The following is a 12849-nucleotide window of genomic DNA, read 5'->3' as shown; positions in this document are numbered from 1 at the left end:
CTATCGCGCTCTAGAAACCTAAGTTCGCGGAGGCGCTGCGAGGCTGCCGCGTTCGATGAATTCATAGGGCAGCTCGACGCAGGCGCTGCCGTCACGAGTCTGTTGTCCTGGTCCGACGAGCAGGTCGATCGCCGCCGCCGCCATTTCCGGATTGGGCTGGCGCACCGTGCTGAGCTGCGGCCAGGCCATACGCGACACCGGGGCGTCGTCGAACCCGACGATCGACAGGGCCGAGGGGACCGCGATCTGGTGGCGCATGGCGACGACCAGAGCGGCCAGCGCCATTTCGTCGTTGCTGGCGAAGATCGCGGTCGGCCGCTCACCATCGCCCAGGATCGCTTCCGCCGCGACCAGGCCCGACCGGAAGGTGAAATCGCCCTGCAATACGCGCTTCGGCGGGATCGATATGCCGGCGGCGGCGATCGCGTCGCAAAACCCTTCCCACCGCCGCACGGTCGCGCTGTGGGTTGGATTGCCCTTGATGAAGGCGATGTCGCGATGGCCGAGCGCGATCAGTTTCTCGGTCACTTCGCGCGCCGCGGCGCGGTCGTCCATGCGGACTTGCGGGGTGCGGTCGAGTGCGTCGCCGGGGGCGATGCGGACGATCGGTACCTCGTTTGCCTCGAGCATGTCGATCAGGTCCGGCCAGTCGCAGATCGGCGGGGTGAGCACCGCGCCCGCCAGCTTCACCGTGCGCAAGGTGGCATCGAGCCGCGCCATCCAATCGGGTTGAGTGCGGTCGACCTCTTCGATCAGCAAGTGATGACTGAGCGCGCGGCAGCGGGTGAGCGCGCCGCGCTGCAGGTCGGCGGCATAGACCGATGCCGGATCGTCGAAGAACATTCCGATCAGGAAGGACTTGGCGCTCGACAGTCCGCGCGCGAAGGCATTGGGCCGGTAATCGAGTTCCGCAACCACGCGCATGACCTGTTCGCGCACTTCGGGGCGGACATGGACTTCATCGTTGATGACGCGCGACACCGTCTTGGGCGACACGCCCGCACGTTCCGCGACGTCCTTGATGGTGACCGTCTTCATGCCATGCAAATGTCCGCTGGCCGACCGGCCGGTGAGGCGGAGCGATAATACCAATTTGCGGGGAAGCAAGACCGGGACGTCACGATGACGATCCTAGCCAGCCTTACCGTCCGTGCAATGGCGGTGGTCAGCGGCAATCGACCACACCTTCCGGCGGCGAGGCGAAGCGGATGCCGGAGATCGTCAAGTCGAGCTGGCCGGCCGTGGTCATCGTGAGCGGCTGGGTGACGCGGTCGAGCGGCACGCCAGCAAGGCAACGCAGCGGTACGGCGATCTCGTCCCATTGCTTGCTGACCGCCAGCGCCGTCAGCCGCGCGGTCACGTCGCGGCCACCCAGCAGGACTGGGGCGGTCGGCGCCTGGTCGACTTTCAGGTCGATGACCAGCGCGACATCGCCATTGGCCTCTCGCTTCAGATCTACCGGCTCGCCGACCAAGGCGGCAGTCGCGTTCGCTTTGCCGGTCCAGGCGATCCTGATCGAATCTTCCTGCGCGCCGCGATCGGCCGGCCGCGCCGATATCAGCGCGGGATCGGGCTCGGCTGAGAGCGCACCAGCGGCGCCGAACTGGAAGTGCCGGCCATTGGTCGGCTTGCCGCGCGCGAACAGGATGTTGCGGTCGCCGGCCGATGTGCCGCGATCTTCTGGAAGCGGCGCCAGCTCGCCCTTGTCGCGGGTGGAAAGGCCGAAGCCATAAGCGAAGAGCGGATCGTAGCCGGGATCACCGACATTGAGCGGCGCCTGATCGGGCCGCTTGGGCCAGCTGTACGGCAATTTGCCGCGGAAGTCGGCCTTGCCGAACAGCAGGTCGGCGACGCCTTCTCCTTCCGATCCCGGCAGCCACGCCGCGACGAACGCGTCCGATGCGTTGAGATAGGGGTTCACCCAAAGCGGGCGCCCGGACAGGAACACCGCGACCACCGGAATGCCGGCGGCCTTCAACCGCTTCATCATCGCCAGATTGTCGACGGTGGCGGGATCGTCGAACGCCACGTCGCTGCGGTCGCCCTGGAATTCGGCATAGGGATTCTCGCCGAAGACGACGATCGCGGCGTCCGGCTTCGTCGTGAAATGCCCGTCGGCCGACAGACTGGCCTTGCCGCCGGCCGCCTTCACCTCATTCTCGATGCCTCGCCAGATCGAGGTGGCATTGGGGAAATCGCTGGGGAGGGTGCCGGTCCCCTGCCACGACAAGGTCCAGCCGCCCGCCTGCTTCGCGACATTGTCGGCGCCGTCGCCGGCGACGAGGATCGTGGCGCCGGGTTTGAGCGGCAGCAGCGAGCCCGCATTCTTGAGCAATACCAGCGACTCGCGCACCGCTTGGCGCGCGACCGCACGATGTGCGGGCGAACCGAGTTGGTCATATTGGCCGGCATACGGCCGTTCGGACGGCCGCTTCGCGTCGAAGATGCCGGCGCGGAACTTGACTCGCAGAATGCGGCGCACCGCGTCGTCGAGCCGGCTCATCGGGATCGTCCCCGCCTTCGCTTCACGAAGAGTCGATTCCCAGATGCCTTTCCAGCTGTCGGGCGCCATGTACAGGTCGAGTCCGGCGAGCATTGCCTGGGGGCAATCGGAGGCGGTGCATCCCTCGACCTGGGCATGCGCGTTCCAGTCGCTGACCAGGAAGCCGTCGAAATTCCAGCGATCCTTGATGACGCCGGTCAATAGGCTGCGATTGCCGGTCATCTTGCGGCCGTTCCAGCTCGAAAAGCTGATCATGATCGACTGCACGCCGGCCTTGATCGCCGCTTCATAGGGCGGAGCGAACAAATCGCGGAGCTGCGCTTCGGTCACCTGGGCGTCGCCCTGGTCCTTGCCGTCCCTGGTGCCGCCGTCGCCGAGGAAATGCTTGGCGGTGGCGATGACGTGCGGACCCTTCAGCCAGTCCCGGGACCCGATCTTGCCCTGCAATCCCTTGACCAGCGGCCCGGCATAGCTGGCGGCGATTTCGGGAACTTCGCCGAACCCTTCGTAGCTGCGACCCCAGCGGTCGTCGCGGATCACGGCGACGGTCGGCGCAAAGGTCCAGTCGATTCCTGTCACGCGCATCTCGACTGCGGTCACCTCGCCGATCCGCCGCATCAGCGCCGGGTCGCGCATCGCGCCGAGGCCGACATTGTGCGGGAACAAGGTCGCGCCGACGATGTTCGAATGGCCGTGCACCGCGTCGATCCCCCAGATCGCCGGGATGCGCGGCAATTTGGGATCGTCGCTGGTCGACGCGTCCCAAAAGGCGTCGGCCAGCGCGAGCCAGTCCTTGGCAGGCGCATTGTATTTCCCGCCTGGGTCGGAATTGCCGCCGTTGAACACCGAGCCGAGATGATATTTGCGGACATCGTTGGGCGTGATCGAGGCGATATCGCCCTGTACGATCTGCCCGACCTTTTGTTCGAGCGACATGCGCGCCATCAACTGGGTGATCTTGCCTTCGATCACTGGGTCCTCGCGGACCGGCGATTTGATCGCGGGCCAGTTTGCCGGGTTCGCGACGCTGGACGCGGCGGGAAGAGGGGCGTCAGCAGGCGCGGAGGATGCTGTTTGTCCCGACGCCGGCGTTCCAAGCGCCAAAGCGGCCATGGCCAGGCCGGCGAACGGCGCTCCCCTTCGAATCATCTCCACCCCTTATCGCTTTGCTGGCGTTGCTCGCCGAAACTCATTGACATCGATGTCGGTCTTGGCGATCTACGTCAAGCATTTCGGAAAAACCGAAGGAGGGGAAAGGGATGACGACCGCTGCGCGAGCTCTGCCGTCCGACGCGCGTCCCGCTCCTGTCCTCCGATTGTCGAATCCTCCCCCCGCCGCTCCTTGCGCCGGCGGGCTAGCGGCCGCCGCACGCTGTGGCGGCCGCTTTTTTTGTTACCTCGATTGAGGAATCCGCGATGAAGTCTCGTCTGTTGGGCGCATTGATCTGCGTCGGTACCGTCACCCTGCCGGCCGCGCTCGCCGCCCGCGAAGCCGGGCAGAAGCCCGACGCCGCTGCGACGAATCGCGCCGGAGAACCGTGGCGCAACAAGAACTTGTCTGCGGCGGCACGTGCCGCGGCACTGGTCGAGGCGATGACGCTTCAGGAGAAGCTGACCTATATTCACGGACTGTTTCCCAACAGGATCGATCCCCGCCCGGCCGATATGGTGCCCTCTGCCGGCTATGTGCCTGGCGTGCCGCGGCTCGGCATTCCGACCTTGCGCGAGAGCGACGCCAGTCTGGGCGTCGCCAACCAGATGAACCGGCGCACCGACGACGTCGCAACCGCATTGCCCTCGGGCCTTGCGACCGCGGCGACTTTCGACCCTAAACTGGCTTATGCCGGTGGCGCGATGGCCGGGGCGGAGGCGCGCGCCAAGACGTTCAACGTCCTGCTGGCCGGCGGAGTCAACCTGACGCGCGATGCCTGGAATGGGCGCAATTTCGAATATCTGGGCGAGGATCCGCTGCTCGCCGGCACGCTCGCCGCGGCCGCCGTGCGCGGGGTCGAATCGAACCATATCGTCTCGACCGTCAAGCACTTCGCGCTCAACGCGCAGGAGACCGGCCGCACCATACTCAACGCGCGGATCGACGAAGCGGCGCTGCGCGAAAGCGACCTTCTCGCCTTCGAAATCGCGGTGAAGGACGGTCGCCCCGGCTCGGTGATGTGCGCCTATAACAAGGTCAATGGCGACTGGTCGTGCGAGAACCGGTTCCTGTTGACCAAGGTGCTGCGCGACGATTGGAAATATCCCGGCTGGGTGATGTCGGACTGGGGTGGGGTCCATTCGACGGTCAAGGCGGCGATGGCGGGCCTCGACCAGGAATCGGGCCAGGAACTCGACAAGGAAATCTATTTCGGTGCGCCGTTCGCCGCGGCGGTCGCGAACGGCACGATTCCCGTGGCGCGTCTGGACGAGATGGTGCGCCGTATCCTGACCGGGGTGATCGCCAGCGGCCTTTACGACGATCCGTCGCCATCGGCGGTGCAACCTATTGATTATGCGGCGCATGCCGATGTGGCGCAGCGTGTGGCCGAAGCCTCGATGGTCCTGCTCAAGAATCAGGGCAATGTGCTGCCGCTGGCCAAGCGCGCGCGGAAGATCGTGCTGATCGGCGGCCATGCCGATGTCGGCGTGCTGTCGGGCGGCGGGTCGAGCCAGGTGCGGTCGGTGGGCGGCGTGCCGATCGAAATCCCGCTGACCTCTGGCGCGGCGGCGTCGTTCGTACGCGTGACCTATCACAATTCGTCGCCGCTCAAGGCGATCCGGGCGATCGCGCCGGGCGCGCAGATTACCTATGTCGACGGCAAGGACCCGGCCGCCGCCGCAGCGGCGGCACGCGACGCGGACATCGCGATCGTCTTCGCCACGCAATGGGCGACCGAGGCGGAGGATAATCGCGACATCGCGCTGCCCGATAATCAGGATGCGCTGATCGACGCGGTCGCCGCGGCGCAATCGAAGACGGTGGTGGTGCTCGAGACCGGCGGCCCGGTGCTGATGCCGTGGATCGACCGCGTGCCGGCGGTCCTCGAGGCCTGGTATCCGGGCCAGCGCGGCGGCGAAGCGCTCGCGCGCGTCCTGTTCGGCGATGTCGACGCGACCGGGCGCCTGCCGATGACCTTCGCGCGCGCGTCCACGCAACTGCCCCGCCCCGGACCGCTCGGACTGGAAAGCCTGAAGAACGACGCCGCGAGCAATGCCGGTTCCGGGACCAACGAGCCCGTCGCGTCGTTCGATGTCGATTACAAGGAAGGCGCCAATGTCGGCTACCGCTGGTATGCGGCGCAGAACAGTCAGCCGCTGTTCCCATTCGGCTATGGGCTCCATTATGCCAATCTGAGCTACGCCAAGGCCCGCTTCACCGGCGGGGCCAAGCCGGGCGTGACGGTTGCGATCACCAATCAAAGCGATCGAGCGACCGTCGCCGTGCCGCAACTCTACGTCACTTTACCTGATGGTAGTCCGTTACGGCTCGCCGGATGGAACCGCGAGACTCTGGCGCCGCACGAGACGCGCAGCGTGACGATCGCGGCGGATCCGCGGGTTCTGGCGCGTTGGCGGGACGGCCGGTGGCGGCAGGCCGCGGGCAGCTACAAATTGACCTTGGCAACCGACGCCGCGCACCCGTTGCAATCGGCCAGTGTTGCCTTGGCGCAACGCTGAACAGAACGATCCGAAAAGGACCTTGTCCGATATTGACATCGATGTCGGACTCGATACGAAGACGGTCGAGGCGAGACCACATCGCTTAACATCATAGTCGTGTCGGCATGGGAAGATGTCGGCCAGGTAGGGAGGATCCGGGGCATGAGGACATTGAGAATTTCTGCGTCTGCGCTGGCGCTTGCGGTCGGGCTCGCGGCGCCGGGCGTGGCTGCCGCTCAGGCACAGCCGCAGACGGGCGCGCCCGACGCGGCGGCCCCGGCGCCGGCCGACGATCAGGCTGCGGCGAGTGCTGACATCGTCGTCACCGGCGTTCGCGCCTCGCTCGAACGGTCGATCGCGATCAAGCGCAATTCGAACGGTATCGTCGACGCGATCTCTGCCGAGGATATCGGCAAATTCCCCAACACCAACCTGGCCGAATCGCTTCAGCGTATCACCGGCGTCTCGATCGACCGCGTCAACGGCGAGGGTTCGACCGTCACGGTCCGCGGCTTCGGCGCGCAATATAACCTCGTCACGTTGAACGGGCGCCAGCTCGCCACGTCGAACATCGTCTCGGTCGGCGGCGACCAGGGCGGCGACGGCGCGGCCGGCTTCGGCCGGTCGTTCGACTTCGCGAACCTGGCTGCGGAAGGGGTCAAGACGCTCGAAGTCTACAAGACCGGCCGCGCCGCCGTTCCGTCGGGCGGCATCGGCGCCGCGATCAACGTCGTCACCCGGCGCCCGCTCGATGCGCGGGAGAGCGGCTTCACCGGGACGATCGGTGCGAAGGCGAGCTACGACACCAGCGCCGACGACTGTATCAGCTGCGGCGGTCATGTGACGCCGGAAGTGTCCGGCCTGCTCAGCTGGAGCGACAAGGACCAGAAGGTCGGCGTGTCGTTGTTCGGCAGCTATCAGAAGCGCAATTTCACCGTCCCCACCGTGGCGAGCGACGACTGGAACATCCGCACCCTGTCGGATTTCCTCAACCCCAACAATGGTTTCGTCAACGCCGCGACCAAGCTCAACAACGTGCCGACCAATTCGAACGTCCTGGTGTCGGTGCCCAATGACAGCCGCTATCATTTCTCCGAGGACAGCCGCGAGCGTCTGAACGGCCAGGCGATGCTGCAATTCCGGCCGACCGACGGGCTCACCGTCACGGCCGACGGCCTTTATGCGCAGCTGCGTGAATCCGAGCGCCGTTCGACCCAGTCGAACTGGTTCAACCGCCCGTTCGACGAGGTGACATTCGACGACGCCTCCAATGGCATCGCCACCACTTCCTACCTGCACGAAACCATCAACGGCGTGAAGGACGAGGCGTTCGAGCAAGCCTATCGCGCGCAGAAGAACCGCTTGTGGGACGTCGGCCTGAACATTGACTGGCAAGCAACCGATCGTCTGAAGTTCGTACTCGACGGGCATATCGGCAAGGCCGAAAGCCTGCCGGACAACCCCAACGGTCAGACCTCGACCACGGTCGCGTTCAACATGCCGGTCGTAAGCTCGCACTCGCTCACCACAACCCCGGGCGGGTTCCCGCAGCAGACCTTGACCTTCAACGACTGCGCGCCGAGCGTCACGCCCGCTGGTGTGGCTTTCACGAAGGGCAATTGCGACAACAAGCTCGACGCCGGCGATCTGTCCGGTGCCATCCAGCGCCAGTTCGCCTCGACCCAGACGCAGCGGATCAAGGAGCTGCGTCTCGACGGCACCTGGGATTTCGGCGGCGGTAGCAAGTTCGATTTCGGCGGCGGCTATCGCACGACCAACACACTGCAGACCCAGTACAATACGCGTCAGGTTCTCGGCGACTGGGGTAACTCATTGCCGCCGGACATCGCCACCGTGGCGCCGGGACAGGTGTTCCAGTTCTGCACGGCGTGCCAGTTCACCCACAACAACCCGAACGCCGACGCCAATACGCTGGTCGCCTGGCGCACGGAAGACGCGACCAAGCTCTACAACACGCTGTACCAGCATTATATCGGCATCACGAACGATGGCGTGAACCACCAGAACAATATCGACGCCAACAACTACAACCGCGTCAAGGAAGATATCTGGTCGGTCTATGGCCAGTTCACCTGGAACGGCACGATCGGCAACATGCAGGCGCAGCTCGTCGCCGGCGCCCGGTTCGAGAGCACCAAGGTCACGGCCCAGTCGCTGCAGCCGGTGCCGCTCGCCATCGTCTGGCAGGCGGACAACGACTTCACGATCCTCAACTCGACCGATCGCCAGGCGCTGACGTCGAAGGGCAGCTACAACAACCTGCTGCCGTCGATGGATTTCTCGATCGGCTTTACCGACAAGCTGAAGGGACGCTTCTCTTATTCCAAGACGATCGCGCGTGCGCCTTATGGCAACCTGTTCGCCTCGACCAGCGTCGGTGCGCCGCCGCGCCCGACGGCGATCGGCGGCACCGCCACCGGTTTTGCCAACAATACCGGTCTCAAGCCGCTCGATTCGGATAATTTCGACGTGTCGCTCGAATGGTATCCGAACAAGGACAGCTATTTCTCGGTCGGCTTCTTCGACAAGCGCGTCCACAACTTCATCGGCAACACTTTGGTCAACCGGAACCTGTTCGGCCTGCGGGATCCGACATCGGGCACTGCCGGCACGCGTTCGGGCATTGCCAAGGATCAGCTGACCAATGCGTTACATGCCGGCATCACCGACGTGAACCTGTTCACCTATACCGCCTTGTTGCAGCAGAATAACGGCAACGTGACGGCGGCGAATGCAGCGTTCCAGGCGAACTATCACAATGGCGCGCTCGATCAGGCCTTTGTCGATGCGACGCTGGGGGCGGTCGACATCCTCCCCGACGCCAGCGATCCGCTGTTCAACTTCTCGGTCAACACGCCGATCAACAACAAGGACGCCGAGATTTACGGCGTCGAGATCGCCGGCCAATATTTCTTCGGCCGGACCGGCTTCGGCCTTGCCGCCAGCTACACCCTGGTGCGCGGCAATGTCGGGATCGACGTGGCGGCCAATCCGAACGTCGACCAGTTCGCGCTGGTCGGTCTGTCGGACACCGCCAACGTCACGTTGATTTATGAGAAGTACGGAATCTCGGCTCGCCTGGCTTATAACTGGCGCGCCAAGTTCCTGAGCCAGCTCAATCGCGACAGCTACCATAACCCGGTGTACACCGCGCCTTACGGCCAGCTCGACCTCAACCTGAGCTATGACATCACCAAGAATATCGCGGTCAGCTTCGAAGGCATCAACCTCACCGAGGAAGGTGTCCGGACCTATGGTCGCGATCCGAGCAACACCTGGTATCTGGCCGAAGGCTCGGCCCGCTACCTGGTCGGTGCGCGCTTCAAGTTCTGAACCGCCATCGCATGCTGAAAATGGGGAAGGCCGCTGCACAAGCGGCCTTCTTCGTCTAAGAAGATAACGATGGCGAACCCCGTCCTTCTCAACAACGTCGACCATGCCGATCTGCGGGTCGTGCTCGATCGCGGCGCCGCTTATGGCGATGCCGTAAACCAGACGATGGTGTTCGCCACCGAATTCGAGGAATTGCAGCGCGAATATGTGATCCTGTTCCGGCGCGATCCCGCCGGGGCTTATCGCGCGACCGTCCTGCTCGGGTTCGACGCCGACGAGAATCTCTATCTCGACGGCGCGCATTGGGACGCACGCTATATCCCCGCGCTGATGAGCCGCGGTCCGTTCTCGATCGGGGTGCCGCCGGAAGGCGTTGCCGGCGAGCCGATGATCCATATCGACCCGTCGCATCCGCGCGTGCGCCAGGGCGGCGACGGCGCCGCGATCTTCCTCGATCATGGCGGCAACGCGCCGCTGCTCGATCAGGTCTCGGCCGCGCTCCAGCGCGTCTATATCGGGTCGCAGGTCGCGCCCGCAATGTTCGCCGCGTTCGAAGAGCATGGGCTGATCCAGCCGGTCGAACTACGGATCGAGACCGAGGACGGGCGCCGCTTCACCGTGCCCGACGGCTATACGATTGCGCAGGACCGCCTTGCCGCGCTCGACGGCGCGGCGCTCGCGGCGCTGCATCGCGACGATTTCCTGCGGCCGGCGATCTGGGTGGCGTCCTCGCTCGGCAACGTCACCGCTTTGGTCGAGCGCAAGCGGCGCCGCGATGGCTGATGTGGCACCTGCCCGGATCGCCGTCACCCGGCGGACCCGCGAGCGTACCGGAGATATCGCCAACCCGGACCTCGCCGCGATCATTGCAGAGGGCGTGCCGACCATCCTGAAGGGCGCCGCGCGCGACTGGCCGCTGGTGCAGGCCGGGCTGCAATCGCCGGAACGCGCCGTGGACTATCTGTCGCGATTCCACAGCGGACAGCCGGTGGTCGGCTATACCGCCGACCCGGCAGCCGGCGGCCGCTTCCACTATAACGAAGACGCGACCGCGATGAACTTCCGCGGCGAGCGCGTCGCGTTCGACGCCTTTATTGCGCGGATCTTGGAACAGCGCCGCAAGCCTGAAGCGCCCGCTTTCTATATCGGCTCGACCGACCTCGACACGTTCTTCCCGGGCTTTCGCGCGGAGAATGAATTGACGCCGGCGGACGGTCTGTTCGCCCAGCATCCGCCGCTCGCCAGCATCTGGCTCGGCAACCGGACGATCGCAGCGGCGCATTTCGACATGTCGAACAATGCGGCCTGCTGTGCCGTCGGCCATCGTCGCTTCACCCTGTTCCCGCCCGAACAAGTCGCCAATCTCTATCCCGGACCGCTAGCGCCGACACCGGGCGGGCAAGTGGTGACGATGGTCGATTTCGCCGCGCCCGATCTCGATCGCTTTCCCAATTTCGCCAAGGCAGCGGCGGCCGGCGAGATCGCCGAGCTCGAGCCCGGCGATGTCCTCGTCTATCCGGCCTTGTGGTGGCACCAGGTCGAGGCGCTCGACGACTTCAACGTGCTGGTCAATTATTGGTGGAACGCGGCCCCGGATTTCCTCGACACGCCGATGACGACGTTGCTCCACGCCATGCTCTCGCTCCGCGACCGTCCGGCCCACGAGAAAGAGGCGTGGCGCGCCATGTTCGACTATTACATTTTCGGCCCGGCCGAGCGTCCGGCGGCGCATTTGCCGGTGCCGGCCCGCGGGCCGCTCGCGTCCCTCGACCCCATGGCGGCGCGGCAATTGCGCGCCCTGATCCAAAGGCAGCTCAACCGATGACCGAAGCAACTCCCGACAGGATCCGGCGCGTCGTGGTGGCCGGGGGCGGCACGGCAGGCTGGGTCGCCGCCACCACGCTCGCCAAGCATCTCAGCCCGATGATCGAGGTGATGCTGGTCGAATCCGACGAGATCGGCACGGTCGGGGTCGGCGAGTCGACCATTCCCACCGTCCGCACCTTCCATTCGTTCATCGGCATCGACGAGGATGCGTTCGTCCGGGCGACCAATGCCAGCTTCAAGCTCGGCATCGGCTTCGAGGATTGGGATCGGCCGGGCGACCGCTATTTCCACTCGTTCGGATCGGTCGGGCGATCGGTGTTCGTAGCCGATTTCCAGCATTTCTGGCTGGAGGCACGGCATCGCGGATTTGGGCGGCCCTATGGCGATTATTCGCTGGAACTGCGCGCGGCGGCGGAAAACCGTTTCTCCGCCGATCCCGAGCTTGGCCTGGCTTATGCCTATCATCTCGACGCGACCGCTTATGCGCGGTTCCTGCGCGGTATCGCCGAGGCCGACGGGGTAAAGCGTGTGGAAGGCCGCATCGCTGAGGTGTCGCAGTACCCGGAAAGCGGGGACATCCGCGCGCTGGTGCTGGCGTCGGGCGAGCGGGTCGAAGGCGATTTCTTCATCGACTGCACCGGCTTTCGTGCGCTCCTGATCGAGCAAACGCTGAAGGCCGGGTTCGACGATTGGAGCCACTGGCTCGCAACCGACAGCGCGTTCGCGGTCCAGACGGAGAGCGCGGGCGAGGCCGTGCCATATACGCGCGCCATCGCGCACGACGCCGGGTGGCGCTGGCAGATTCCGCTGCAGCACCGGGTCGGCAACGGCTTCGTCTTCTGCAGTCAGGATATGGACAATGACACGGCGCGCGAGACGCTGCTCGCGGCGCTCGACAGCGAACCGTTGTTCGAGCCGCGGCTGCTGCGTTTCACCGCGGGCATGCGCCGTCGGGCATGGCACCGCAACTGCCTGGCGCTCGGCCTGGCCGGCGGGTTCATCGAACCGCTGGAGTCGACCAGCATCCATCTGGTGATGATCGCGATCACGCGCTTCATCCAGTCATTCCCGTTCACCCGGGACTATCAAGCGCTGGCCGATCGCTTCAACGCGCGGTCGGAGGCCGAATGGACGCATGTCCGCGACTTCGTGATCCTGCATTATGCGCTGAACCACCGCGACGGACCGTTCTGGCAACGCATGGCACAGATGACGCTGCCCGATACCTTGGCGGCGCGCCTCGAACTGTTCCGCGAGCAGGCGATGGCGCATCAGGACCAGGACGAGATTTTCCGCATCGATTCCTGGTGCCAGGTGATGATGGGGCAGGGCCTGATGCCCGATGGCTGGCATTTGCTGCCGAGCCAGCTTCCCGATGCCAATCTTCGCCAGGCGCTGGACGGGCTCGACGCCGGGATTAAGGCACGATTACCCAAACTACCGACCCTGGCTCAGTTCCTGGCGCGTTACGCCGACCCGGTTCCCGCTGCGGCGGTGCGCTGATCTGGCTG

Annotated in this window: 7 protein-coding genes; 5 read left to right on the top strand and 2 right to left on the bottom strand. The window is 65.2% G+C overall.

The annotated features are described in order from the left end of the window. Positions 1-18: 18 nt before the first annotated feature. Complete coding sequence (locus SPR01S_RS06700; protein ID WP_066586862.1) at positions 19-1038, bottom strand: LacI family DNA-binding transcriptional regulator; 1020 nt, start codon at positions 1036-1038, stop codon at positions 19-21. 127 nt (positions 1039-1165) lie between these two features. Beyond that, on the bottom strand, positions 1166-3652 hold the full coding sequence (locus SPR01S_RS06695) for a glycoside hydrolase family 3 protein (RefSeq protein ID WP_066586857.1): 2487 nt from the start codon (positions 3650-3652) through the stop codon (positions 1166-1168). A 267-nt stretch (positions 3653-3919) separates the two neighbouring features. Between SPR01S_RS06695 and SPR01S_RS06690 the strand changes: the two genes are divergently transcribed. The 5 genes from SPR01S_RS06690 (at position 3920) to SPR01S_RS06670 (ending at position 12841) form a co-directional block, all read left to right on the top strand. Next, a complete protein-coding gene (locus tag SPR01S_RS06690; protein WP_066586853.1) occupies positions 3920-6175 on the top strand; it encodes a beta-glucosidase in 2256 nt (751 codons plus the stop codon). A 144-nt stretch (positions 6176-6319) separates the two neighbouring features. After that, the gene (locus SPR01S_RS06685; protein WP_066586850.1) at positions 6320-9511 is read left to right on the top strand and encodes a TonB-dependent receptor; all 3192 of its coding nucleotides are present in this window, start codon (positions 6320-6322) and stop codon (positions 9509-9511) included. Between the two features lie 69 nt (positions 9512-9580). Further along, positions 9581-10294, top strand: a complete 714-nt coding sequence (locus SPR01S_RS06680) for a SapC family protein (protein WP_066586848.1) — start codon at positions 9581-9583, stop codon at positions 10292-10294. Beyond that, on the top strand, positions 10287-11336 hold the full coding sequence (locus tag SPR01S_RS06675; protein ID WP_066586847.1) for a cupin-like domain-containing protein: 1050 nt from the start codon (positions 10287-10289) through the stop codon (positions 11334-11336). Before SPR01S_RS06680 ends, SPR01S_RS06675 begins: the two co-directional genes overlap by 8 nt. Next, positions 11333-12841, top strand: coding sequence for a tryptophan halogenase family protein (locus SPR01S_RS06670; RefSeq protein ID WP_066586845.1), 1509 nt, complete (start codon positions 11333-11335; stop codon positions 12839-12841). The genes SPR01S_RS06675 and SPR01S_RS06670 overlap by 4 nt, the downstream gene beginning before the upstream one ends. Positions 12842-12849: the final 8 nt, after the last annotated feature.

Source organism: Sphingomonas pruni NBRC 15498 (assembly GCF_001598455.1).
In the GTDB taxonomy this organism is placed as follows: Bacteria; Pseudomonadota; Alphaproteobacteria; order Sphingomonadales; family Sphingomonadaceae; genus Sphingomonas; species Sphingomonas pruni.
This window is presented reverse-complemented; position numbering and strand designations above follow the sequence as displayed.